This window comes from Kamptonema formosum PCC 6407 (assembly GCF_000332155.1).
GTDB lineage: Bacteria > Cyanobacteriota > Cyanobacteriia > Cyanobacteriales > Microcoleaceae > Kamptonema > Kamptonema formosum.
In genome coordinates this window covers 1,025,109-1,049,970 of the sequence record NZ_KB235903.1, presented here as the reverse complement: position 1 = coordinate 1,049,970, position 24,862 = coordinate 1,025,109, and the positions used below count along the sequence as shown (strand labels likewise).

19 protein-coding genes are annotated in these 24,862 nt (G+C 42.1%); 9 read left to right on the top strand and 10 right to left on the bottom strand.

The features are described from left to right. Positions 1 to 515 precede the first annotated feature (515 nt). On the top strand, positions 516 to 2,216 hold the full coding sequence (locus OSCIL6407_RS0109595) for a sensor histidine kinase (protein ID WP_202951032.1): 1,701 nt from the start codon (positions 516 to 518) through the stop codon (positions 2,214 to 2,216). A 133-nt stretch (positions 2,217 to 2,349) separates the two neighbouring features. Here OSCIL6407_RS0109595 and OSCIL6407_RS0109590 read toward each other — a convergent pair whose 3' ends face one another. The 4 genes from OSCIL6407_RS0109590 to OSCIL6407_RS0109575 form a co-directional block, all read right to left on the bottom strand. Then, positions 2,350 to 3,492 carry an IS4 family transposase gene (locus OSCIL6407_RS0109590; protein ID WP_019487159.1) on the bottom strand — a complete coding sequence of 381 codons (1,143 nt, stop codon included), beginning with the start codon at positions 3,490 to 3,492 and terminating at the stop codon, positions 2,350 to 2,352. A 219-nt stretch (positions 3,493 to 3,711) separates the two neighbouring features. Then, a complete protein-coding gene (locus OSCIL6407_RS0109585; protein WP_007353776.1) occupies positions 3,712 to 5,580 on the bottom strand; it encodes a serine/threonine-protein kinase in 1,869 nt (622 codons plus the stop codon). Between the two features lie 83 nt (positions 5,581 to 5,663). After that, complete coding sequence (gene iscB, locus OSCIL6407_RS0109580; RefSeq protein WP_007353775.1) at positions 5,664 to 6,935, bottom strand: RNA-guided endonuclease IscB; 1,272 nt, start codon at positions 6,933 to 6,935, stop codon at positions 5,664 to 5,666. 313 nt (positions 6,936 to 7,248) lie between these two features. Continuing rightward, entirely contained in the window at positions 7,249 to 8,337 is a 1,089-nt protein-coding gene (locus OSCIL6407_RS0109575) for a Rho termination factor (modular protein) (protein WP_007353774.1), read from the bottom strand. A 30-nt stretch (positions 8,338 to 8,367) separates the two neighbouring features. Between OSCIL6407_RS0109575 and OSCIL6407_RS35315 the strand changes: the two genes are divergently transcribed. The 4 genes from OSCIL6407_RS35315 to OSCIL6407_RS0109560 all read left to right on the top strand — a co-directional run bounded on the left by OSCIL6407_RS35315 (position 8,368) and on the right by OSCIL6407_RS0109560 (position 14,385). Continuing rightward, positions 8,368 to 8,526: a hypothetical protein gene (locus tag OSCIL6407_RS35315; protein ID WP_155523390.1), complete on the top strand. Its 159-nt coding sequence runs from the start codon at positions 8,368 to 8,370 to the stop codon at positions 8,524 to 8,526. A gap of 188 nt (positions 8,527 to 8,714) precedes the next feature. After that, entirely contained in the window at positions 8,715 to 9,578 is an 864-nt protein-coding gene (locus OSCIL6407_RS0109570) for a hypothetical protein (RefSeq protein ID WP_007353773.1), read from the top strand. A gap of 166 nt (positions 9,579 to 9,744) precedes the next feature. After that, the gene (locus OSCIL6407_RS0109565) at positions 9,745 to 11,718 is read left to right on the top strand and encodes an ATP-binding protein (RefSeq protein ID WP_007353772.1); all 1,974 of its coding nucleotides are present in this window, start codon (positions 9,745 to 9,747) and stop codon (positions 11,716 to 11,718) included. 24 nt (positions 11,719 to 11,742) lie between these two features. Further along, positions 11,743 to 14,385, top strand: coding sequence for a DNA translocase FtsK (locus tag OSCIL6407_RS0109560; RefSeq protein ID WP_007353771.1), 2,643 nt, complete (start codon positions 11,743 to 11,745; stop codon positions 14,383 to 14,385). A gap of 26 nt (positions 14,386 to 14,411) precedes the next feature. On the opposite strand, the gene OSCIL6407_RS0109555 is transcribed toward OSCIL6407_RS0109560, so the two are convergent. Further along, a complete protein-coding gene (locus OSCIL6407_RS0109555; RefSeq protein WP_007353770.1) occupies positions 14,412 to 14,753 on the bottom strand; it encodes a winged helix-turn-helix transcriptional regulator in 342 nt (113 codons plus the stop codon). Between the two features lie 90 nt (positions 14,754 to 14,843). Here OSCIL6407_RS0109555 and OSCIL6407_RS0109550 point away from each other — a divergent pair, with 90 nt between their 5' ends. Continuing rightward, positions 14,844 to 15,623: an SDR family oxidoreductase gene (locus OSCIL6407_RS0109550; RefSeq protein ID WP_019487158.1), complete on the top strand. Its 780-nt coding sequence runs from the start codon at positions 14,844 to 14,846 to the stop codon at positions 15,621 to 15,623. 225 nt (positions 15,624 to 15,848) lie between these two features. Here OSCIL6407_RS0109550 and OSCIL6407_RS0109540 read toward each other — a convergent pair whose 3' ends face one another. Together OSCIL6407_RS0109540 and OSCIL6407_RS0109535 are read right to left on the bottom strand one after the other, a co-directional pair. Next, entirely contained in the window at positions 15,849 to 16,898 is a 1,050-nt protein-coding gene (locus OSCIL6407_RS0109540; RefSeq protein ID WP_007353768.1) for a fatty acid desaturase, read from the bottom strand. 244 nt (positions 16,899 to 17,142) lie between these two features. Continuing rightward, positions 17,143 to 17,430 (bottom strand): hypothetical protein, encoded by a 288-nt coding sequence (locus tag OSCIL6407_RS0109535; RefSeq protein WP_007353767.1) that lies wholly within the window; start codon positions 17,428 to 17,430, stop codon positions 17,143 to 17,145. Positions 17,431 to 17,550: 120 nt separating this feature from the next. Here OSCIL6407_RS0109535 and thrC point away from each other — a divergent pair, with 120 nt between their 5' ends. The 3 genes from thrC to OSCIL6407_RS0109520 all read left to right on the top strand — a co-directional run bounded on the left by thrC (position 17,551) and on the right by OSCIL6407_RS0109520 (position 21,235). Then, entirely contained in the window at positions 17,551 to 18,663 is a 1,113-nt protein-coding gene (thrC, locus tag OSCIL6407_RS0109530) for a threonine synthase (RefSeq protein ID WP_007353766.1), read from the top strand. Between the two features lie 260 nt (positions 18,664 to 18,923). Then, complete coding sequence (locus OSCIL6407_RS0109525) at positions 18,924 to 20,258, top strand: ATP-binding protein (RefSeq protein ID WP_007353765.1); 1,335 nt, start codon at positions 18,924 to 18,926, stop codon at positions 20,256 to 20,258. Between the two features lie 2 nt (positions 20,259 to 20,260). Continuing rightward, entirely contained in the window at positions 20,261 to 21,235 is a 975-nt protein-coding gene (locus tag OSCIL6407_RS0109520; RefSeq protein WP_007353764.1) for an O-methyltransferase, read from the top strand. 251 nt (positions 21,236 to 21,486) lie between these two features. Here the strand turns inward: OSCIL6407_RS0109520 and OSCIL6407_RS0109515 are convergent, their stop codons facing one another. The 3 genes from OSCIL6407_RS0109515 to OSCIL6407_RS0109505 all read right to left on the bottom strand — a co-directional run bounded on the left by OSCIL6407_RS0109515 (position 21,487) and on the right by OSCIL6407_RS0109505 (position 24,783). Next, positions 21,487 to 22,920 carry a phosphoglucomutase/phosphomannomutase family protein gene (locus tag OSCIL6407_RS0109515; protein WP_007353763.1) on the bottom strand — a complete coding sequence of 478 codons (1,434 nt, stop codon included), beginning with the start codon at positions 22,918 to 22,920 and terminating at the stop codon, positions 21,487 to 21,489. Between the two features lie 297 nt (positions 22,921 to 23,217). After that, complete coding sequence (gene folE, locus OSCIL6407_RS0109510; protein ID WP_007353762.1) at positions 23,218 to 23,949, bottom strand: GTP cyclohydrolase I FolE; 732 nt, start codon at positions 23,947 to 23,949, stop codon at positions 23,218 to 23,220. 111 nt (positions 23,950 to 24,060) lie between these two features. After that, the gene (locus OSCIL6407_RS0109505; protein ID WP_007353761.1) at positions 24,061 to 24,783 is read right to left on the bottom strand and encodes an SDR family oxidoreductase; all 723 of its coding nucleotides are present in this window, start codon (positions 24,781 to 24,783) and stop codon (positions 24,061 to 24,063) included. Between the last annotated feature and the right edge of the window lie 79 nt (positions 24,784 to 24,862).

Here is a 24,862-nt window from a genome sequence, read left to right as displayed (position 1 = left end):
CGATATAGCAGAAGTCCTCCGTCCCAGGGCAGCTATGCTGAAGGTAAAAGGCAATAAAAGCAAGGGTTTCAGCAATTAATAATGCCCTGGCTGCCTTGACCGTTGCGATCGTTGGTGGGGCATCGCTTCCCAGAAGGCATGGTACTTAAAAAATGAGTTATATTACATTATAAACTATTGTCCAATGATTATTCTTAATAAAAAATAAATAAATGATGTAAAGGTCTGCACCCAGAGAGAGCCAAAATATTTTACTTAAGATAGAGCCGCCTCTGCATTTGATCGGAGCACAATATTTAAAGTAGCCGATTAACAGAAGAAGTCATTATCACCCTGTGGCTACTATCTGTGGAATGCAACTATTTTAATGGAGTTAATCTCTGCTTATGCAGCTTCAAAAGCCTTACCCAACTGAGAAGGTAGAAACCAATTCAGCATCCAAACAGCCACAGATATCAATTAAGAGGCATTACTCAGTGTATTTCTTAAAAAGAATCCCACAATTCCTCAGTAGTTTGAGCATAAACCAAAAAATTGGCTATGGTTATGCGGTATCAATCGGAATTGCTGTACTCGGAACCGGAGCAGGACTTGCGCTCGGAGATTATTACCAGCGACAGGCGAAGGAAAAACTAGAGCGTACCCACCAGCAACAAACTCTCCTGAGCGAACTGCAAAATGAAGTGCTAATAGCGCGATCGCATTCGGAAAGGTTAGTATCTATGTTGGACAATGCAGTTTGGGTTGAATCGGAAACCAAGAATTTTTCTGAAAGTGTGTTCAGGGGTAAAAACCTGCTGTCTGAGTTGAAAGCTTTAGTCCAGAGCGAGATTAGAAATCACGGCCGAGATGCTGTCGAAATTGAAGCTTTATTGAAAAGTTACGAAATAACTTTAGCATCTTATGTCGAGCTAGTAAATTCTCTCTTGGATACAATCAATTCGCAGCAAATGTCGCCCGCAGAAGTAGAGCTAACTCAGGAACGACTCCGTATTTCTATAAATGGCGTAGGCTCTATTAGATTTGAACAACTCTATCAAGAACTAACTCAAGTTATTGCTAAAGCTAAAAGCCAAGAGGCGCAAGCTAAAGTCACCTTTAATCAAGCTGAGTCGCTGCGGATTCAAATTACAGTTGCGAGTATGATTCTTTCTGCTGCTTTCGCTGCAATTTTGGCATATTATACTAGCCGTGCAATTGCTCTTCCTATCAAATGGGTGACTCAAGTAGCGCAACGTGCATCCGAGCAATCTAATTATAACTTACGCGCGCCGATTCTGACTGAAGATGAAGTTGGTTTATTGGCAAGTTCTCTCAATCAACTTATTGAAAGAATAGCGAACCAGATCAAAGAATTGACAGAAACTCAATCGCAACTAATTCAGACTGAGAAGATGTCATCTTTAGGGAGTATGGTAGCCGGAGTCGCCCACGAAATTAATAACCCCGTGAATTTCATCTATGGCAATCTTAACTACACCAATCGCTACGTTAAAGACTTGATGGAATTAGTGGTACTATATGAGAAAGATTATCCCAAACCTACTGTAACTATTCAAGACAAAATTGAAGCGATAGACCTTGAATTTTTGCTGATTGATTTGCCGAAAGTATTAGGTTCTATGCAGAATGGTGCTGAGCGTATTCGGCAGATAGTTGTATCTTTGCGAAATTTCTCTCGCCTTGACGAAGCGGAAATGAAACGAGTTAATATTCACGAAGGGATTGATAGTACGCTGTTAATTCTCAATTATCGGCTAAATTCAAAAATTGAAGTGATTAATAACTATGGGGATTTACCGGAAATTGATTGCTATCCGGCGCAACTGAATCAGGTGTTTATTAATATCCTCACTAATGCAATTGATGTGCTAGAAGAAGTTGCAAGTAAGGTGCAGGAAAAAACAGATGAAACAGGCTTATTGCCAGTTAGTTCTAACTTCTCACCTACTATTATTATTAAAACGGAAATTATAGAGCGCGATCTGATTCGGGTGGGAATTTGGAATAATGGCCCTGGGATTCCTGCGGAAATTAAAACTAAATTGTTTGACCCGTTTTTTACGACTAAGCCACCAGGTAAAGGTACGGGTTTAGGTTTGGCGATCGCTTATCAAATTGTTGCTAAGCATTGTGGTAAAATAGAGGTAGTTTCGGAGACAGATTGGGGCGTGGAGTTTGGTATTGTATTGCCAATAAGAGCTGAAAGTAATTAGTTAACTGTTAGGACACATATCCGTAATGCCGCTCTCGCTTACAGTAATACTAAATCCGAGTTTGATATCCCCTCGATCGTTTGGCGATTGAAATCGCTACTACACAAACGAAGCTGACGGGGTGACAACCCCGTCAAAGAGTAGATAGAATCAAGGTTCTAGCCCTTATCCCCTTCTTGAAAAATGGTCGCTTATTACTTCTAATCCTCATTAATTCAGTTACTAAATCTTGGCGAACTTCACTTCCTGTCACCCAACATTCACCATATAAACCTATCCAAAAGTTGCTATGACGACGTATCGATCGCCCTAATTCCTGCACCCGACCCACATATTTTTGAATCCCCATCTGTTTGATTGTATGACCTTGAATAATTGCACAAGTGTATGCGATCGCGATTAATAAAATTAAAGACTTTAAGCGGTCATAACAGGCATGACTATTTTCCAAATTATAGCCTCCTGTCTTACAGTCTTTAAACATAGCCTCTATTCCACTCCGACATTTAAAACTCGCGATCGCCAATTTTAAACTACCTACATTGGTCAGCAGAAACCAACCTTCAGAAGCCCCGTTAGTTTTGTATTTTCTTTTCCAATAACCTGCCACATCAAATTTGCCAAAACCTTTTTGCTTAGTAACTTTAACCCCGCTTCTATAAAAGCCTGTCCCTGGTATTAGTCCTAACTCGCTTAGACGTTGATATTCTTCTTTTTCAGATTGTATGTATCGTTCTTGTTTAACTCTTAATACAAACTTGACACCTACGTCATAGAGCCATTGCGCCAGCTTGACAGAACCAAATTCTCTGTCTCCTAGAATAATTATTTGATAATCTTGTAGCAAGACCAAAACAGGTGTAATTAAATTTTGTTGTTCTTGAATATTCGTACTGCCTCTTTTGGGGAGTATTTCCCAGTATAAAGGAATAGCCCTTTGCGACCAAATTAGACTAATAAAAAATAAATTATTGTGTCGCCATTGAGTGCGGTCGATAGCTAGCATCAACACAGACTGATTTTTAAAAGCCGTGTTCAAGATGTATTTCACCAAGGGAAACCAGATGGTTTCAATTCGCAAGACTGGCAACTTAAAAAATCTTTGAAGATTGCGCCTCCGACTCTCAAAGAGTACAGGATATGACCAAACAGTAGCTAGTCTCTCAATACTGACCTGTTTGTGTATTTGTAAAAGGCAGACAACAATTGCAAGAGTTAAGTATTCAGTTTTTTTGAGTTGACTTGACAAGCAATTTTGGTAAAATAAAGGAAGCATTTAATTATTCTGGGGGTTGTTGAGAACGATCGCCCATTTTTTTTTACCACAAAACGTCTCAAAGCGCTATAGGTAAGGCTTTTGACGGGGTTGTCACCCCGTCAGCAAACGAAGTCCGCCTACGCGGACTAAAGAATAAAGGGGGTATTTAACCTGATTTGGTATAATATACCGCCCAGAGGGCGGGGTTACGTGAAAAGTCCGTAAGTCCTAAAATACTTATTCTGTAACCAAATTTAACTCATAAGAAATGGGTTCACGCGCCTGAGAAACTACTACAAATTCATAGTAACCATAATCATCTAGCCGCTCGGAAAAACTTACTTCTTGAGAATCTTCTAATAAAGCTCGTGATTTTTGCCGATTGCCAGGAGTATAAATTGATAACAGGGTTGATTCAGGGGAAGCTTCCAGATTTAGCCGCAGAGTTTGACCTCTTTTAAATCGAGCAATGTAGGCTTTTCCTTGTCCAGGTTGCAGGGTATCACTAACTTTTTCACTAGAAGAGTTGGAGGCAAATTTAATTTCCTCTAGCTGAGTTCCATCTTGCAAGGCTTTGAGTTTATCTGTAGTAATTGCCTGCCAAACCTGACCAATAGGCAAATCGATTAAATTACTATCGCGTGGCTGTTCTGGAAACAAATAAAAGAACTGAGCATCGGCGAGGTCGTAGAGAGCGCGGCTACTTAAATTTAATTTATTAACTTCAACTTTCCAGCGGTTGATATCGGAAATATCATAATTTCCCAATCTTTGGCGGGATTCTGCGCTGATGCTTTCCAATTTATTCAGTAAGTTATCAGCGATCTGATACCAACGTTCGCGCCAAGCTAGATCGGCTGCGTCTTTGCTCAATGGTTTTCCGCCTAATTCGGGATATTGAGCATAGAAAATCTGATCTACAAAGGTGACAAAAAAGTTGCCGTCTACGGTCATTTTTTCGAGGCGATCGCGCAAAGCATCTTGCCGGTTCTGTTCCGATCGCACTTCTTGGTCTATCTTCTGCGGACGAGTAGAGTGTTTTAACCAGTAGTTACCTGCAAACCAACCTACTCCACCCATTCCCGCCATCACTAGCAATACGAGCATTGCTGCTAGCAAGGGAGAGGACTTGCGAGGAGTTGGAGGAACAGGGGAAGAAGACGGCGGCGAAGTTGGTGGCGCGATCGCGGCGAGCTCTGGCGGCGGCTGAGTCGCAGGTAAATAAGGTTGAGGAGGGGATACGGAGCCTCCGCTGAGAGCTTGGAGTACGTCTGCGGCTCTCTGGTAGCGATCGCCTGGACGCTGAGCTAGCATCCGATCCAAAACTGCTCCCAAAGTTGGCGAGAGCGAACATTCCCGCCGCCAGTTCCAGGTAAGGGTGTAGCCATCTATGAGCTGTTGCGGTTCCTTACCCGTCAGCAACACCAAAACCGTCGCCGCCAGTGCGTATAAATCGCTGTGAGGAAATACAATTCCCATTTGCATCTGTTCGTCGGGAGCATAACCGACTTTACCTAATCGCGTGGCCGCGATCGCAGCACCATGTTGCTGGCCGTATTGAGACTCTAACGTTGCGGCCACTTGCTTAACGCCACCAAAGTCAATCAGGACAGGTAAACCGTCAGCAATCCGCAGGATCAGATTATCGGGAGAAATGTCGCGGTGAATCACTCCTAGAGAGTGAATATAATCGAGCACTGGTAACAGTTTGAGCAGCAAAGACGTGCATTCTACCTCACTAAACCGCAACCCCTGAAGCTGGCGATCGCTTAAGAGAACGCGGTAATTTTGCCCTTCCACATAATCTTGCACCAAAAATATGTATCCCTGGCGATCGAGCGTGACCCGGAATAGCTCTCGGAAGCGCGGGATTTGAGGGTGTTCTAGCTTGTAGAGAACCCCTGCTTCCCGCTCGAAGAGTTCCTGAGATTTTTCTAAAGCGTAACTACCTTGCACTTGGGGGGCAAATTCTTTTAAAACGCAGAGTTCATTAAATCTGTAGGTATCTTCAGACAAATAGGTGCGTCCAAAGCCGCCGTGTCCCAACTCGCGCACAATGCGGTAGCGGTTGCTGAGAATGATGCCGGAATAGATAGGATTACTCATAAAAAAACTCGGTAAGTGGGAAACGAGCGAGGCTTTAGCCCTTATAGGGAAACGACGCGGGTGGTTTTAACCACCGTGAATCTTCAAAATGCGTAGCTGTAACCATCCTTTTTATGGACAGTTTTGCAGTATTTGTAATTAATCCCCGACACCAATTCAGGTACAGAAATATTGAAAGACCCGGAAGTTCTGATGGCAACACGCCCAACATAAGTGCCGATTTTCTTCCCGGAAGTGACAACTGCTTTCACAATGTCACCCGTTTGGAAACCCTTGATAAATTTAAGCCTGGGAACATAGCGAGACGGGAATCCAAACTTGTCAGTACGGCACATTTGGCGTGTCCCGTGACCCATAGCTTTAATTAACAATGGTTGATTTGTTAATAGGTTAACCGAGTCAATTTGTCCCACACAAGCAGCCTCAATCCAATGGGTTTTAGGCAAATTCAATCGAGTTCGATTGAATTTAGTTAAACCGCCACTACCAGTAGAAACAGGTAAACCAGTTTCCTTCAGTCGATTAAATAATCCCCAGCGAGTTGAGTTAACTGCTGCTGCATCCTTGAGAGGTCGTTTTGCTTGAGACAAAATGCGCTTCAAAATATCTGGCTTTTTAGCTAGAAACTTCTCAATACTCTGAGTGCCTTTTTTTGTATTACACTTTTCGCAAGCAAGGCAAAGATTAGAGATGCAGTTAGTGCCACCCTTTGCTTTGGGGTGAATATGCTCAACTTGTAACGGTACATTTTCAACGGCGCAGTAAGCGCATTTCCGCTCCCATTTATTAAGCAAATATTCTCTAACTTCGTAGCCAACCAATTCTCCCTGTTGATATTCAACGCCCGAAATCTCTGGATTTTCTAACTGTTGCAAATCAAACCTGACTAACTCTTCAACAATTGAGCTAATAGGTGCAAGTTTAATTAGTCTTTTTACCCAAGTCAAGGTGGTTTCAACCCGATGTTGCAAACTTGGCGCTAACCAACCTTTAGGGCGTTTCCGGTTTAGAAATCTGGCTTGACGATAACGAGTATGGCGGTTTCTCCTTCCTCTACAAAGTGAGCGACGAGATTCCAAACTTGCTTTAATTGCCTGACCTCTATGGGTTAGTTCAGCACCCCAAATAACTTTTTCTCCTTGCAATAAGGCTATACCAGTTGTTTTAGAACCGGGGTCTATTTTTAGGGTGATTGGTTCGGGAGTTGCGATCGCATTTTCGTTAAGAATTATGGTAAACGGATATCTTCTGAACACTACCGCTTTACCAGAGGTTAATAACTTACGAGCTAATCCTGGTTGTATTGGATTAATTGGCCGTTTCTGGGTATCTAAAACAAAAACAAAATTAGACATTTTTCAGTCCTCCCTTGCGGGGTAACGTTCGCTTCGTCAATGTTATGTAGGCTTGTTAGGGTAGCAACACTGTTCCAGTGACTTTAGAACTGTTTAATTACTACCGACAGAGCGGAAAACTAGCGTCGCATTCTCCGGTGTCGTGACCTAAATAACGGAGTAAATTTACTTAGACTGGTCAGAACAGCTTGTTTTGAGTATTGCTCTTACAAGCGAGCGTGGCTTCAGCCCTGAGTCCCTGACTTTAATTACCTGTTAACTGCTAACTGTTAACTGTTAACCGTTAACTGTTAACTGTTAAATGTTAACAAATTTATTTGCCTTGCTCTTTTTGCAGAGCTGCCAGAATTTCAGGTCTTTTCATGCGTGCGTAGCCGCGCAGTTTTCGCTCTTTGCCAAGAGCCTTGAGCTTTCTGAGTGAAAGAGCTTCGTAATCATCCTGTTGCGGCTGCGGCTGTGTCTTTGAAGGAGATTTTGGCTGTGTTTTTGGCTCAGACTTGACCTCAGATTTTGACTGCGATCTTGACTTAGATTTTGGTTTTGACTCCGGCTCAGCCTTCGGTTTTGATGCTGGTTTGGGAGTTGCTTGCAGTTGGGTGCGGATCGCTTCTATTTGATCTTTTAGCTCGTTTTCAAGGCTTTTAATTGCTTCTACAACATACTGATTAATTGCTTGAGCAGTCCACTCAAGCTGGCGCTCAATTAGTTTTTCTAGTGCTTCTAACTGTCCGATCGCACCTTCCTGATTCACTTCAGAAGCAATAGAGGAAGAGGGAGTATTGCCGGGTTGTTCAATTTTCTTAGCCAAGTTATCTACCCTTTCGTGAAATGTTTTTTCAATTTTTGCCAGCAGATTTTTAATCTGTTCTATTTCGCCATTTTCCGAATTTTGCTCTGATAGAGCTTTAACTTGCTTTTTGAGCAAGTCTTCATTTTTCTTAACAGATTGTTCTATTTTCTTAGTAAGACTTTCTACCTTCTCCTGAAATGATACCTCAAGTTGTTGCAGCAAACTCTTAATCTGTATTGTTCCCTCAGCAGGAGCAGCAACTAATTGTTCCATCTGGGCTTTAGCAATTGCGGCTTCTTCGTCAGTCATCTCAAAAACCCATGCCCACAAATGCTCTGTGCCGAGTTCGCGAGCAACGATACACCAATCTGCACCGCAGACAACTTCAAATTCTTCTTCGTTGCTGTAGGCTTCAGTGCGGCGAATAATCAGGGGTATCAAGTTGCTTCCTTGCTCAATCAGGCTTCTCCTGAGAGCTTCGCGCCGATCTTGAGGAATTTCCTCTCGTTGGGATTCTGGAATAGCTATTTGGAAAGTGTAAATTTGGCTGTGACTAATTGGCTTGATCCGCAAATATTCAATAATTCGGCTGGGAGTGTCTGATCGATCCATCTTATTAGAAGTCCCCTTTTGTCTTTTGTGATGAGTTTAACTGCGGAAGTGACACAGAGGTATACATTGCTTTACTCATCTTTACTTTTGTTGATTTTCAACAGATGCCTTGAATTGATGGTACTGCTAGCGGGTGGCGATCGCACCACCTACTATGATGGGCGATCGCATATTTATAGCAGAAGGTAGAAGGTAAAAGGCCGCTATACTGAAAAATTTAATTATCTAGAAGGGTAAAAGGAAAATTTAGTCTTCAACAGTTAGAATTTCTGAGACTATTTCGATCCGCTAAGCAGAACTTAGTCAAGCGTGGGGGATTTGTGTGATACTGATACTATTGCCTGAGTTATCTTTGTCAGTAAGCATAGGGTGAGTACATGGACTCTAATGAGCTGAAATTTCTCCTCAAATTGCTAGGTTGTCGCGATTATCGTTCTTCTTTAGCTAAGACGTTTGACAGCATCAAGAACAAAAATAAAATTTGTCAAGATTTGGGCACTCGTGGCTTGGTAGACTACTCCCGCGAAATTGCCAGCGTTAAGATTTTACCACCCGGTCGCGCCCTGCTCAAAATGGATACAACTCAGTTACCGATCGCGCCAAATGACTTGAAGGTGTTAGAGGCGCTAGGTAAGGTTTCGGCAAAAATCGCTCCCAGCAAAATCTCGGTAAAATCAGTGAAGTCAGCAGAGCGAGATACGATCTTGGAAACTTTGCGCGATCGCGGGCTAATAGAAGCTGAAATCCAAATCAAAAGGCAAAAAGCAGAAGTCTGGCTAACCCCGCGAGGGCAAGAATTTTTACGAGATGATTACAACCCGAAAGGATTAGCAACTATTAGCCTCGATCTACTAAGTAACTATCTCAAATTTTTACGGAAATCTCTATCAGCAGATACTTTATCTGGAACGCCTCCAAAACCGGAGACAATTTCAACTCAAAAGCCTCAACCAACCCTATCGCTACCTACTGGCGAGTTAAATGATGATCTAATTTTGCAAGCAATTCGAGATTTAGATCGCGAACTGAATACAAATAATTATTTGCCAATATTTCATCTGCGAGAGAAGTTACCAAACCTTTCTAGGGAGCAATTCGATCAGGCCATCTATCGCTTACAGCGGCAGGATCGGATAGAGCTGAGTTCCTTACAAGAAGGGATGAACTACACCCCGGAGCAAATTGAAGCTGCCATTCACCAAGATTTTGGAGGGCCACTGTTTTTCATTATTGTAAATTAAATAGGACTTAGCAATGAAGTACAAAATTTTGTCACGATCGCTACAAAATTCTGTCATTGCGAGGAACGAAGCAATCCCAAAAAACCTATCCGTAAATCATGTTAAAGCCTTGCATCTAGTTTTTTAGCAATATCAAGTCACGTTATTAGGAAAAATAGGTTGAAATATGACATCCATTGAGCAGATTATTCAACGAGAAGTTAACCCCTTCGATCCGGTAACTTTTTACACTGGTAACTTTTGGCAAGAACAACAAAACTCAGAACTTATCGTTGAGTCAATTCATACTGAGGCGATCGACAAAATCATAAAATATCTCGATATAGTATCGAGAGATCATCAAACTCGTACCCTATTATTATGTGGCGATCGCGGTTCTGGCAAAAGTTATCTTTTGGCACGCCTCAAACACCAACTCAACTCCAAAGCCTTTTTTGCCTACATTGGCCCCTGGGCGGAAAGCGATCACATTTATCGTCACATTTTGCGCCAAACTGTTGATAGCCTTATCCAAATTCCTGAAGGTGCAAAAGAATCTCAATTACTCCTATGGCTCAAAAGCCGATCTGCCTTTAAAGACCGCAGCTTAATGAAGCGAGTATTCGGTGAACGCCAAGTTTTTATTAGTAATTTCAAGGCAACTTATCCAGTCGGTATTTCTAATCCAGACAAATATTTTAGGGTGCTGTATTCTCTCACAAATCCAGAGTTATACGACATTGCTTGTCAGTGGTTGCGCGGCGATGATTTAGACGAAGAAAATCTCAAAGCGTTAGGCTTGAATAAATCAATAGAAACTGAAACTGACGCTTACAACATTCTCGCAAACTTCGGTAGAATTTCCAGTGAAACACAGCCAATTGTACTTTGTTTTGACCAGATAGACAAAAAAGCTATTCCCCCTAATGGATATCGCGGTCTCCAACCGCTATTCAGCGTCAATACTACGATTCACAATGAAAAACTAAAAAACTTTTTGATAATTATTAGCCTCGTTACAAACACATGGAGACAAAATGAAAAGCAAATATTAGAAGCTGACAAAGATCGTTTAACGGGTGGAATATTCCTAAAATATATCACTTTAGATCAAGGAGAAAGCATCTGGCAAAAACGTCTTTTTCCACTTCACCAACAAGCAACTCCCAAACCAAAATCTCCAATTGAACCTTTATCTAGGCAAGCGCTAGAAGAAAAATTCCCTGGGGGCAAAACAAATCCCCGCTATATCCTACAGCTAGGACAGCAATTAATTCAGGAATACAAAACAGGTACAAATACTCCTCCCGATTCTATAGCAGCATTCCAACTGGTTTGGCTTAAAGCATTCAAGAAAACTCAGACCAAATATTCTAAAATTAGCCAAATTTCGGATATTGACTTAATGGCAATGTTGCAGGAAACTTTAACAGCTTTGGAAGTCAAAGGAATTAAAACTAAGCTATTATCTAGCCCAACTTTTGCTAGTTCTTCCCTTAGCTATCAAGCACCTAATCAGAAAATACGAGTAGGAGTAGTCTGGGCAGAATTTCTCAATATGAACGGCTTTTCCTCTTTGATGAAAGCTTGCCAAAAAGCAATTAATGATAACTTGTGCCAAAGTTTGTATTTAATTCGAGCAGCAGAAATTGGTAAACCAACCAACCAAGGCTATAAAATTCATACTAAAATTTTTACGGCCTCTTCTCACCATCATATCAAACCTAAGCTAGATTCTGTGTGGTATCTGGCGACTTATCATAGTTTAGTTAATGCTGCTTGTGCTGGAGAATTAGTAGTAGGGTATCAGACTCTTAACTTAAGCGAATTAGAAGCTTTGATCCGCGAATCTAAGGTTTTGGATGATTGTCAATTATTGCAGGATTTAGGAATTATTCAAACAAAAGAGAAAGATCCTATCTCGCCGCCAGGAAAGATTGATTTAAACCCTGTTAAGAATTTTCTCTTGAATTTAGTGACAACACAGTTCCACATGGGGCTGCTCACTTTAATTAACAATGCTTGCAGTCAGTTCCCTCAAGTGAATCAATCTCAAGTTGAACAACTAATTGACGAGCTTTGTCAGGAAAATAAAATTTTAATTCACGATACCAATGCCAAATTAGAAGAACAATTAATTTTTCTAGTACCTAACATCTGATCGAAAAAATATGTATTTTAATCAATGTTTTACCTAACAAAAGCCAACGATATCCAAGCTGCAATTACCAAATTTGCCACTGCTGAAATTATATGGGCGGATACAGAAGTAGCCGACTGGCAAACTCCCAATCCTAGATTATCACTGATTCAAATCTTAGCCGATCCTAATGATTTAACAGGTGATTTTGCTTATATCCTAGATGTGTTAGACAAGCCTGAATTAGTTGAAAATTTTATTGACCTAATTATGGCAAATCCAACTATAGAAAAAGTATTTCATAATTCTAGCTACGATTTAAGATACTTGGGAAAAACTCAAGCTAAAAATGTTACTTGTACTTGGAAAATAGCACAAAAATTATCACTAGAACGCCTACAAGTCCCTAACCGTCAACTTAAAACCTTAGCCGCCGGACTCTGCAAATTTACTGAGATAAATAAACAGGAACAGACAAGCGACTGGGGACGAAGACCTCTAACCCAAAAGCAGTTAGACTATGCCAAAATGGATACAGTTTATCTCGCCGGCGTACACCGCCGCTTACTAGAACTAACTAACCAAAAGCACCTTATTATAAAGAGTAATATATCCATGCCACCAGCTAACAAATCTAAAATTACCTCCTTTAGCGTCACTAAAGTCAGAGTTGCCTTTGAATGTCCCCGCCTGTTTTATTTAGGGCATCGATTTGGCGGTATGATGATGTTTTTGCCACCAACAAACTCGCATAAAATTGGTAGTAATTTTCATTCTTTAGCTGATCGTTGTGCTTTTCTTGCCAAGCAAGACTCTCGGTTTCCAGATTTATTTGAACCCACACCTAACCAATTAAAAGTAGAGGAAATAGTTGCTGAAATGCAGCAGCTATTTTATGAATTAGCTTTTTTTCCTTACCTACAAGCAACCATCAAAACCGCCCCAGAAAAAGCACAGGGACTATTACTAATCTGGCAAGGATTAAAAGGGTTAATTCACCGTTGGGCTGAATTACTAACTATCAACCGCCGCCATTGTAGTGCTAAAGAAGTCATTGCTAAAACTCTGCTAGATTTGAGTCCTAGCGTCAAGCATTATTTCCAGTTACCTAATGGTAAACAACAGTTAGTACAGGGGAGATTTGACAGTGTAGTTTATGACTTTGAACACCATCGCCTCTGCGTTTTGGAATATAAAACTTATCAGTCGCTAGACAAATCTGGACAACTAGCCCAAGTTGCTCTTTATTGCTATATGCTGCGAGAAAAGATGGGAGTGCCGATCAATTCAGCAGTGTATAGCGTACTCCCAGATTGGCATGAATTGACTTTCACTTGGGATGAGCTAGAAAATACAGTTAATCAGTTAATCCCGCACAAATTACAACAAATGCAGGAGTGGATTGCTTGGGAACCATCACAACTCAATCCCCCACCACCAACGACTCAGCCTGATTTATTGTGTCCGATTTGTCCACAGCAAAAAAAGTGCCAAAGCTTCTTTGAAGTTAGTAGCGGTAAATCTACCGTAACCCCATCTAAACCTACTCCTGAAGTTAGCAATAAAACAGCTAAAGGTGAAAAGGTAAAACCTACGATAGATGCGTTTAAGCCTCAGAAGCCTGTCACAGAAAAGCCAGGTATACAAACAAATAATGAAGCTGATGCTATCGGCAAACAGTTAGTAACTACTTTGCAATCCTTTGGCATTGGTGTCGATTATTTAGGTGCAGCAGTTGGCCCAGCTTTCATCCGGGTAAAACTTAAACCTCATCTTGGTGTAAGAGTTGTTTCTTTGTTAAATAGATCCGCTGATTTACAGGTACAAATGGGGATATCGGCTCTCCCTTTAATTGCTCCTCAGCCGGGATATGTGAGCGTTGATTTGCCTCGTTTCGATCGGCAAATTGCCAGTTTTAATGATTACATTCAAAAACAGATAACGCCTGTTGATTTACCAGTGCGAATTGCGATTGGGGTAAATTTAGATGGTGAGTTAGTTGAGGCGAATTTATCCGATCCAAATACTTGTCATTTTTTAGTTGGGGGGACAACTGGCAGCGGTAAGAGTGAATTTTTGCGATCGCTTCTCCTCAGTCTCCTCTACCGCTATTCTTCCAACCACCTTAAAATCGCTCTCGTTGACCCCAAGCGCGTTACTTTTCCAGAATTTGAGCAGATACCTTCGCTTTACTCACCCATTGTCAAAGATAGCGATCGCGCCATCGAATTAATGACCGATTTAGTTACCGAAATGGAAGCTCGCTATCGAAAATTTGAATTAGCTAGTTGTGGGGATATTACATCATATAATAATCAAAAATCTGTCAAGTTATTGCCCCGCATTGTTTGCATCTTTGATGAATACGCCGATTTCATGGCAGAAAAAGAAACTCGCAATGCACTTGAATTGAGCATCAAACGCTTAGGAGCAATGGCAAGAGCCGCAGGCATTCATTTAATTATTGCTACTCAACGCCCAGAAGCAAAAGTTGTCACCCCTTTAATTCGTTCTAATTTACCTGGAAGAGTTGCCCTTCGCACTGCTACCGAAGCAGATTCGACGATTGTTTTAGGTAACAGTCAAAAAGCAGCCGCTTATTTGTTAGGTAAAGGCGATTTGTTTTACCAAGTCGGTTCGGATTTGCATCGGTTGCAAAGTTTATTTGCAGCTAGTTTCCAGCTATAACAACCGCTTTCGTCTGCAATGTTTTGTTAAGCTTGTTCATTAAAGCTACCTTTCTGCTCCGCCCAGTTCAAAAGCGCATCTAAAGCAGGGCACAAAGCCTGCCCCCACGCAGTCAACCTATATTCAACTTTAGGTGGCACCTGCGGATATATCTTGCGGATTACAATCCCATCAGCTTCCAGCTTTCTCAATTGCTGAGCCAGCATCTTTTGAGAAATGCCTGGAATAAGGTTCTCAAAATCAGAATAGCGTTGTACTTTTCCGTCAAACAAATGGAAGAGGATGATCAGCTTCCAGCGTCCTTCCAGCAATTGTATTACTTCTAACGCATCAGACGCTGCGGTAGACGGTGTATAAACCTTTCTCATGGGTGAGTAACTTACTTTTTAGTGCGTTCTTGATTATTTGTAAGTTTAATTAGAAAATTCCTGTATGGCAACTTCGCAGCAGATCCAGTAATGTCTATGGACTTAGAGCTTAGTGGAAAACGGGTATTGGTTACGGCTGGTACCAAAGGAATTGGTAGAGCAGTTGTCACCGTCTTCCGAGATTGTGGAGCGAGCGTGCTGGCTTCGGCACGAGCCCGCCCGGACTCTTTCCCAGAAGAACTATTTATCGCCGCTGACCTAACGACAATAGAAGGATGTAATGCAGTGGCGGATGTTGTCAGTAAACGAATGGGTGGAGTAGATATCGTCATTCATGTTTTGGGCGGCTCTTCGGCACCGGCTGGTGGTTTTGCGACACTGAGCGAAGAAGTGTGGCAGCAGGAATTGAATCTCAACCTTTTCCCTGCTGTACGCCTAGACCGTGCTTTACTGCCCGGAATGGTGGCACAAGGGGAAGGTGTAATTATCCATGTCACATCAATTCAGCACCGGCTTCCCCTACCGGAGTCAACTACTGCTTATGCTGCGGCCAAAGCCGCGCTCTCAACGTACAGCAAAAGCTTGTCTAAAGAAGTCTCACCAAAAGGCGTTAGAGTCTTGCGTGTGTCTCCGGGATGGGTTGAAACGGAGGCATCTGTGGCCTTAGCCGAACGACTTGCCCAGCAAGCAGGCATCGATTATGAGGGAGGTAAGCAGATCATTATGGAATCACTTGGTGGCATTCCGATCGGGCGACCGTCAAAACCTGTTGAAGTGGCAAATCTAATCGCATTTCTCGCGTCTCCACGCGCGGCGACTATTACTGGTACAGAATACGTAATTGACGGAGGAACTGTACCCACAGCTTAACGTGATTTTGATGGATTCCGATTGCCAAGAGCCATGCTTGGACAATAGCGATCGCCAAATCTCGTTAGTTACAAATGAAATTACTAATAGCGCTGAATTAGTCCGCGTAGGCGGACTTTGTTCGTGTAGCCGCGATTTCAATCGCCGGGATATTTTTCTCACAAAATCAAAAACCCGGATTCTTAATGAAACCGGGTTTCGGAAATTATTTACCCCTCCTCAAAACTATTTATTTTGAGCGTGAAAATCCTTAAACGTCCGATAATTTGTCACAGGATCGTACAACTGACAATTTTTAGTAATCTCCTTCATCAAAGCCCAAGAAAACTTACTCTCGTGCAAATATTCTGGCCAATTTTCCTTTAAACTACTGTGAGCTAACCGTAAGTTATACCAAGGAATAGCTGTTGAAAGGTGATGAGGAATATGTACATTAATATCGTGGCACAGAAACTCAACCCAAACGGGATAATCGCAATGTACGGTTCCCGCTAATTGCGCTAAAGCTTCATTCCATTCTGAGGCAGGACTAAAGGCAATCTTAGGCGTAGTATGATGTACAAGCGTAAATGTGCTCATCCAGAAATGGTAAACCAGCCAGGGCATAAGCCAAAAATTAACAAATCCCCAAATACCAGTTGTAGCAATCAAAGTAGGAAATCCGATCGCAGCACCAATCAATACTACCAAAACTGAAAACCGCACTTGTTCCCGCTGTTTACCCTGAAACTGCGACCAATCAAAATGCAATTTTGCCCAGTGAGGGATTGACCCAATCCACCATAACGGCCCCATAATTAGCCGATAAAAGAATTGCAAAGGTTTACTAGCATTTGCATATTCCTCTGCGGGCCAAGGATGCCAAGCATTATCTTCGCCTATTTTATTCGTATGCTTGTGGTGGTGATTGTGCAGTAACCGCCAAGCATGAAACGGGTAAATTAAAGGCAAAAATGTTAAATGGCCAACTAAATCATTTACCCAGCGACGCTTAGCAAATGACCGATGACCGCAGTCGTGGCCAATCACAAAAAAACCGGTCAACGCTGTACCGGTAAAAATCCAGACCAAAGGCAATAGATACCAAGGTGATATTGCTAGTAGCCAATAACCTAAGCCGACTAAAGCAACATTAATAACTACTTTTGTCCAAGCTTTTTGTGGATTTTTAGTAAAAACTTCGCGCGGCAGAGTTTTGAGAATATCTTTGAGGCGCAAGTCTGTTGCGGCGGCAGTAGATGCCAAATTACGAGGTTTTGCGATCGATGCTGTCATAAAATCGGTTTAGTTTCTCCGTATCCCAGTAGAAATTTGTAACAAAATTAACAAGAGGAAAATTTAGCCAGCTATAATTCCGCAGCAGACAGACGTTGCGATCGCCAGGGCGTTTTAGCAAAGGCTAAGAAGTGCGCCGCGCTGGTAAATTGCTAGCGCTTGTGGTTAAAATCAACACTGCGCTTAGCAAAACTTTACCTTTTATACCATAGTGGCGGAACACTTAAGGTGAGTTTTTTTAATGTTAGTTGCTGTCGTGGGCGGCATCGCGGAGGCTGTTAGCATCTTGGGTTGATGCCGATAAGCGATGCTGCTTAAGGGTTTGGAGTTCGAGTAGCAAGGTTTCTACTTCCGCTTGTAGGTGCAGGAATTTTACTTGCTGATCCGCTTGGTAAATTGATTTCATTGAGACCTGGCTGTGGACAGAATTGGTCGATAACGCTTGCATAGTCACCATTTGAGGGTCGCTACCTGTACTTTGGCTCCGGGAAATGGTTGCTGAACGATTTGACATTAGTAGTTGGCTAGTCATTTGTACTTACTCACACCGTTAAGATATTTTAACCTGCAACTCCTTGCATTAAACATCAAATTAACCGATCGAGTTAAAATTTATGTAAATCCAAGGCTTAGCCTAAAAATATTTGAAATCGTGACATCTATTCTTTCTGCTACTTATTCTCCTACCCCGGACGCGAAACCCAGACGCTCTGGTTGGCATGGCCTCATAGAAGCTTATCGCCCCTATCTGCCGGTGACGGAAAACACCCCGACGGTGACGCTGTATGAGGGCAATACTCCGCTGATTCCAGTTCCAGCGATCGCCGCAATGGTGGGCCGAGGCGTACAAGTTTTAGTCAAATACGACGGCCTCAACCCTACGGGTAGTTTTAAAGACCGAGGGATGACGATGGCGATTTCCAAGGCGAAGGAGGAAGGCGCAAAAGCGGTGATCTGTGCAAGCACGGGTAATACCTCAGCCTCAGCAGCAGCCTATGCTTCTAGGGGCGGGATGGGGGCTTTTGTGTTGATCCCTGAAGGTTATGTGGCCTTGGGTAAGTTGGCCCAAGCTTTGCTTTATGGGGCGGAAGTTTTATCCATTAAGGGTAATTTTGACCAGGCGCTAGAAATTGTCCGCGATATAGCGGAGCATTATCCAGTGACTTTAGTAAATTCAGTCAATCCTTATCGCTTGGAAGGTCAGAAAACTGGGGCTTTTGAAGTTGTGGATGCTTTGGGAAATGCCCCTGACTGGCTGTGTATTCCGGTGGGTAATGCCGGCAATATTACTGCCTACTGGATGGGTTTTTGTCAATATCATCAGTTGGGAAAGTGCGATCGCCTCCCTCGGATGATGGGATTTCAAGCTGCTGGCGCTGCGCCACTGGTGACTGGCCAACCCGTAGAACATCCTGAAACGATCGCAACCGCAATTCGGATCGGCCACCCCGCTAGTTGGAAACAAGCGATCGCTGCCCAAGAAGCCAGTCGCGGCAGTTTTAACTCTGTGACTGACACAGAAATTTTGGAAGCATATAACTTGTTGGCATCTTTAGAAGGTATTTTCTGCGAACCCGCAAGTGCAGCATCCGTAGCTGGTTTACTGAAGGTGAAAGATCAGGTTCCTAGTGAAGCAACTGTCGTTTGCGTACTAACTGGAAATGGACTTAAAGATCCTGACACGGCAATTACTTACAGCAAAAACCACTTTAAGAAGGGAATCGCACCGACAATAGAGGCTGTAGCTGGGGCAATGGGATTTTAAGTTCTTGGTTGTTGGTTGTTAAGTAGAAGGACTTAATTCAACTAGGGCTTATATAACAACTGCCAAAGTGATTAAGACAGATATCTGTAACGCCGCCCTCTGGGCTATTAGGACACTGCAAGCAAGGGCGGCGTTACGTATAGATAACTAAATACTTCTTCCTTCTTGACCTAAAAATAGCGAAGACTTCTGCCTGAGCGCTCAGTCGAACGCTGTCACCCGACACAAAGTAGCTCTTATCATAAAAAAAGTGAAATCCAATGAATGGTAATCAACGGGTGATTCAGGCTGAACCAACTAAAGATTTATTCATATATATGTTGGTTCGAGATATACCACTTATTCGTGCAATTATCGATCTTGTGGATAACTCAGTAGATGGCGCAACTCATTTACAGAGCAATGAGAATTATGAAGGGCTTTGGATAAAAATTTTAGCTAACCAAGAATACTTTCAAATCGAAGATAATTGTGGTGGAATAACGGTAAAGGAGGCAGAGGAGTATGCTTTTAAATTTGGAAGAGCCAATGATGCCGCAGTAACACCAAAATCAATTGGAAGATTCGGAATTGGGATGAAACGAGCTTTTTTTAAGATAGGAAAAAAATTTACAGTTGAATCAACTACATCTAGCTCGAAATTTATAGTTTCGGAAGATGTAGAGGAGTGGAAAAACAAAAAAGAATGGACATTTGAATTTCAAGGCGAAGTTCAAGAAGGTGGTGAATACGAAGCCTGTGAGATTGGAACTAGAATATTAATTGAAGAATTGCATGAAAGTGTGGCAGAGGACTTAGGATTAGAAAACTTTGTGTCACAATTAAAGCAAGAATTAACAATTGCATATTCATTAAAAATAAAAAAGGGTTTAAATATTAGTATAAATGAGTCGAAAATCGCTCCATATCCACTTAATTTTCGTACTTCTGACAAGATAAAAGTTGCAAAACTTGAAAAGGAATATAAGTATTTTGGAAGTCGTGAAATAGATAAACCAGTGCGAGTTAGATTGTATGCAGGTGTATCAGAAAGAGATCTAAATGAAGGCGGATGGTATGTCTTTTGCAATGACCGCATGGTTCTTGAAGCTGACCAAACTGAAATAACGGGCTGGGGTACAAAAAATGGATTCCCAAAATATCATGCTGATTTTGCATTTTTTAGAGGCTATGCTTTCTTTGAGTCTGATGATGCTGCTTATTTGCCTTGGACGACGACAAAAACAGGGATTGATTACGATTCACCAATCTACAAATCTATTAAACAAGAAATATATCAACTAACGGCTCCCGTTCTCACATTTTTGAGAAAAATGGCAGATGAAAAAAGCCGTGTAGAGCGTAGTGAGATACCTGAAAGTTTACTTGAGCAAGCGTATGAGGAAACTTCACTTGACTATGTATTTGAAGCAGATACAAGTACAACATTTCAAACCCCCGATCAATCAGCAATTCCTCCTCGTAAGATCCGTGGGAATATACAATATAATAAGCCAATTGAAGAAATTAATCTAGTAAAAAAACTATTAGATGTTTCCTCAAACAAAGAGGTTGGAGAAAAAACCTTTGACTACTATTTAAAGAATGAAGGATAAGGATGATGGCTGGAAGCTATTCAAAAATTAATTACCGTATTCGTCCTGCAAAAGCGGTTGAAAGAAAGATAATTTGTGATTCTCTCCGATGCTTAAGTCCTTTCGGAGAACTTACAACTTATAGATATGTAGGTTTTGGCTCCACTTACTTTAGTGACTTCATTCTTTTTCACAAGTCTTTACATATTGAGGATATGATAAGTATAGAAAAAGATTCGCAGGCAAAAGAGCGTTTTGAATATAATAAACCTTTTGGGTGCATTGAAATCAAATACGGAAATTCTTACGAAGTTCTGCCTACACTTGAATGGAGTAAGAAATCAATTGTATGGCTTGATTATGATAGCCCATTAGAGAAAACAATCTTAGATGATATTGATACTCTTACAACCAAATTAGCATCTGGAAGTGTTTTAATTGTTACAGTCAGTGCAGAGCCAGAAAAACCCCCAGAGGAAGGTTGGAATAGAGCAAAGATAGACAAGTTTAGAGAAGATAAGTTACAGGCAAACATTCCTAAAGAAAAAATCCCCCCCGATCTAGAGCCGATTAATCTTACTGGAAAAAAACTAGCGGATCTGTATAATAGAATAATTAATAATCAACTGAAACAAAGTGTTAGTAACGCCAACTCAGCACGTTCAGAATATCAAAAGCTTAATTATAAGCAAATTTTTGATTTTCGCTATGCTGACGGCGCTCGTATGTTAACAGTTGGATGGCTCCTTTTTGAACAGAGCTACTGTAATCTGGTAGAGCAATGTAAGTTTAATAATAATTTCAATATAACAGAATTAAATAAACCTTATGAAATAAAAGTACCAAATCTTACACTTAAGGAAACTCAGTATTTAGATAGCCTAATGCCTACACATGATTGTAATGGTGTGGAGCGAATTTGTATCCCTCTTAAGGATATTAAATTGTATGCAGAATTGTATAAATACTTTCCTTCTTTTGTAGAAATGTTTATGTAGGTATAGGCATTAAGCTGAGAGACAGCCGATTCCAAGTATATAGATTACACTCAAGTCAGCATATCAACTAGAGAAATTAAATCTTGCTGTACTTCATAAGCTTGGAATCGGCTATCAGTGTAAAAAAGTGCAATATAAACCCGCAACGCCTTAACTGATAAGGGTTTAAAGTGCTACTTTGCGGCTGGTGACAGCGTTCGACTGAGCGCTCACGCCGAAGTCTTCCCTATTTTGAGGCCCTCTTCCTGCGACTAGAATTGATTTGCCCAATTCTTGGCCCAATTTAAAGTTTCATGCACTTGCTCTAAGGTAGCTGCTTCGCAATAAAGCCGTAAAACGGGTTCAGTACCGCTAAAACGAATTAACAACCATCTACCATCAGCTAAGCGAAATTTATAACCATCAACCGTATTGCAATCTACCACAGCCTGACCAGCAATTTCCGTTAACGGCTGATTTTGCAATTGTTCTAAAAGGCGCGATCGCACTTCCATACTCGCCAGGGGTAAATCTATGCGATCGTAAACTGAATGAAACCCAGTTTCTTGTTGCAAACGGCGGTAAATATCGCTCAAATCTTCTCCAGATTGTACCACAGCTTCTAGCAAATATAACGCAGAAAGCAAAGCATCGCGCTCTGGAATGTGAGTTCCATAACCAATTCCTCCCGACTCTTCGCCACCAACTAAAACCTGAGTTGTTAACATCCGATCGGCAATATATTTGTAACCTATGGGTGTCTCAAATAGAGGCAAATTGTACAAATTAGCTATCTTGGGAAATAAATCGGAACCGCTGACTGTTTTAACGACTTCGCCAGTAAATCCTCGCCGCTTAGCCAGATGTTCTATTAATATCGGAATCAAGATTTGAGAACTCAAAAAGTTGCCATTGCCATCAACAGCAGCGATGCGATCGCTATCGCCATCAAAGACAAAACCAATGGCCAAACCACCTTCAGCGCGTTGGTGAGTGCGTATGACGCGGAATAACTCGGAAAGGTAACGGGGTAAAGGTTCCGGTGCGCCGCCACCGAATAAAGGATCGCGATCGCCATTAATTTCTCTAACTGGCACTTCCAAGATTTGAGCCAATCCCCCCGCCGCCGCACCGTGCATGACATCGACAAATACTGTGAGTTTACCAGAGGAAACCGCCTCCCGAATCCCATCAATATTCACCATCCCCCGCAAAGTTTCGCAGTAACTCGGCCAAGGATTGAACCTTTCTAATTTTCCTAAAGTTGGGGATGCGATCGCCGGATCTGCTAACCTAGCCTCAATCTGCTCAGTCACTTCCGGAGAAACCGAACCCCCAAATCCCCCCTTGACTTTTAACCCCAAATACTTACCGGGATTATGGCTAGCCGTCATCACAATTGCGCCCAGGGCTTTCTGCTGATAAGCGGCTAAACTAAAAGCAGGAGTAGGAGCATAAGTATCCGTCAGCAGCACATCAAACCCTGCGGCTTGGATGCTTTCAGCAGCTTTGAGGGCAAATTCTTCAGCCAAAAAACGGCGATCGTGACCAACGATCGCCATCCTGTTATTGGTGGTAGTATCGCCATAAACCTGTGCTAAGATTTGCACTGCGATCGGAGCCACTATTGCCACTCGCTCAAAGGTGAAATCGTCAGCAATTACCCCACGCCATCCATCAGTACCAAATTTTATTGCTTGAGCCATATTAATTTTGTTAATTGTTAGTGGTTAGTGGTTAATTGTTGGTTGTTAGTTGTTAGTTGTCATACCAAATTAGGCTTCAATACCCCTTTACTCTTTAGTCCGCGTAGGCGGACTTTGTTTGTGTAGTAGCGGTTTCAACCGCCAAGTAATAAAGATAACAAATGAGCTTTTAGATTGTTTAGGTTATTGACCTTAGTAGTTAGTAGTTAGGAATTCGTAGTTAGCCCAAAAATATAACTAACTAATAACGAATAATCAACCACTAACCACTAACAATTAACAACCAACAACTAACAATTAAAAGAATGCTGGTTGATGGCGAATCAAATTCAGGAATTCTTCGCGAGTTTTTTGTTCGTCTTGGAATTCACCCAGCATAGCACTGGTAACAGTCCAAGAACCAGGTTTTTGTACGCCGCGCATCACCATACACATATGACTAGCTTCCAAGACTACAGCTACTCCCTTCGGTTCCAAAATTGTCTGCACTGCTTCGGCAATTTGGCGGGTCAGTCTTTCCTGCACTTGTAAGCGACGGGCATACATCTCTACAATCCGGGCTAATTTGCTAAGTCCTACTACTTTCTGATTAGGAATGTAGGCGACGTGAGCTTTGCCCATAAAGGGTAGCATATGGTGTTCGCAAAGGCTAAATACACTAATGTCGCGAACTAATACCATCTCGTTATGACCTTCATCAAAGATCGCACCGTTAAGAAGTTCTTCTAGGGATTGGCTATAACCGCTAGTGAGAAATTTCATTGCTTCTGCTACTCGTTTAGGAGTTTTCAGTAAGCCTTCACGTTCGGGATCTTCTCCAACTCCCAGCAGCATTGTCCGCACGGCGGCCATCATTTCGTCGCTACTTACTTCTGATGGTACGGGCAGATTGGGTTCTTGACCGTTTAAGGAATTGCGGTCTGGTCGGGTAGAGATCCGAGGCACGTCGCTTGTGGTTTCGGATAGTTTTGCGCTGTTGGTTGAGGGGGAATTAGAGCCATTAAAAGCGTTAGGAGGTGCGATAGTCATAAGTAGTTTGTGTGAGGGTAAAGGACAAAACAATTAAAAATTAAAAATTAAAAATTAAAAATTTTACAGCCTTAATTAATTTTTAATTTTTCATCTTTAATTTTTAATTTTTTAGAAGACTCCAGCGTTGGACATTAAGGTTAATTCTTCAATTACTGCGCCAGCGGGTAACTGGACTGTATAGAGAATTGACTCGGCAACAACTTCTGGGGTTAACATGGCAGTGCGATCGAAGTCGGCTTGAACTGTTTCTGTATCCCAGATGGGAGTATTGACGGAACCCGGACAAATTGCTGTGACGCGAATTCCGCGTCCGCGTTCTTCCATTGCTAGGGTTTTGGAGAGAGCCAACAGAGCGAATTTGCTAGCGCAGTAGGCTCCCCAGTTAGGAAATACTTGGCTCCCAGCTATGGAGACGACGTTGACGATTGTGCCACCGCGATCGCGCATTCCTGGTAAGATCCCTTGAATGCACTGCAAGACGCTGGTAACATTGAGGTCTTGAACTCGTTGCCAGTCTGCTAAGGATATTGCCGCGAGAGAGCCTGTATAGCCCATGCCAGCATTATTCACCAGGATATCGATGGGGCCGAATTCCGAGGCGATCGCACTGATACCTGTTCGCACCTGCTCTAGTGCAGCTAAGTCCAAGGGATATGCTTCTGCTTTCACCCCCGCAAGCCTAGCAGCTAAAGCTACTGCCTCTAATTTTTCGGGCGTTCGGCTTACCAAAGCCACGTTTATGCCTGCTTTTGCAAAGGCTAAAGCCGTCGCTTTGCCAATACCACTGCTGGCTCCGGTAATTAGAGCCTGCTTTGTTGTTGGATGATTCATCAAATTTGCCGATATTTTGTGGGGCACGTCCTTTGAGCCAGGCAGCTTTCTTAGGCATAATAGAAAGCTGCCGACAATA

Coding starts and splice junctions, on each gene's coding strand:
- OSCIL6407_RS0109590 (WP_019487159.1), bottom strand. CDS start 3,492: ATGCTTCCTTTATTTTACCAAAATTGCTTGTCAAGTCAACTCAAAAAA.
- OSCIL6407_RS0109585 (WP_007353776.1), bottom strand. CDS start 5,580: ATGAGTAATCCTATCTATTCCGGCATCATTCTCAGCAACCGCTACCGC.
- iscB (WP_007353775.1), bottom strand. CDS start 6,935: ATGTCTAATTTTGTTTTTGTTTTAGATACCCAGAAACGGCCAATTAAT.
- OSCIL6407_RS0109575 (WP_007353774.1), bottom strand. CDS start 8,337: ATGGATCGATCAGACACTCCCAGCCGAATTATTGAATATTTGCGGATC.
- OSCIL6407_RS35315 (WP_155523390.1), top strand. CDS start 8,368: ATGAGTTTAACTGCGGAAGTGACACAGAGGTATACATTGCTTTACTCA.
- OSCIL6407_RS0109570 (WP_007353773.1), top strand. CDS start 8,715: ATGGACTCTAATGAGCTGAAATTTCTCCTCAAATTGCTAGGTTGTCGC.
- OSCIL6407_RS0109565 (WP_007353772.1), top strand. CDS start 9,745: ATGACATCCATTGAGCAGATTATTCAACGAGAAGTTAACCCCTTCGAT.
- OSCIL6407_RS0109560 (WP_007353771.1), top strand. CDS start 11,743: ATGTTTTACCTAACAAAAGCCAACGATATCCAAGCTGCAATTACCAAA.
- OSCIL6407_RS0109555 (WP_007353770.1), bottom strand. CDS start 14,753: ATGAGAAAGGTTTATACACCGTCTACCGCAGCGTCTGATGCGTTAGAA.
- OSCIL6407_RS0109550 (WP_019487158.1), top strand. CDS start 14,844: ATGTCTATGGACTTAGAGCTTAGTGGAAAACGGGTATTGGTTACGGCT.
- OSCIL6407_RS0109540 (WP_007353768.1), bottom strand. CDS start 16,898: ATGACAGCATCGATCGCAAAACCTCGTAATTTGGCATCTACTGCCGCC.
- OSCIL6407_RS0109535 (WP_007353767.1), bottom strand. CDS start 17,430: ATGACTAGCCAACTACTAATGTCAAATCGTTCAGCAACCATTTCCCGG.
- OSCIL6407_RS0109525 (WP_007353765.1), top strand. CDS start 18,924: ATGAATGGTAATCAACGGGTGATTCAGGCTGAACCAACTAAAGATTTA.
- OSCIL6407_RS0109520 (WP_007353764.1), top strand. CDS start 20,261: ATGATGGCTGGAAGCTATTCAAAAATTAATTACCGTATTCGTCCTGCA.
- OSCIL6407_RS0109515 (WP_007353763.1), bottom strand. CDS start 22,920: ATGGCTCAAGCAATAAAATTTGGTACTGATGGATGGCGTGGGGTAATT.
- folE (WP_007353762.1), bottom strand. CDS start 23,949: ATGACTATCGCACCTCCTAACGCTTTTAATGGCTCTAATTCCCCCTCA.
- OSCIL6407_RS0109505 (WP_007353761.1), bottom strand. CDS start 24,783: ATGAATCATCCAACAACAAAGCAGGCTCTAATTACCGGAGCCAGCAGT.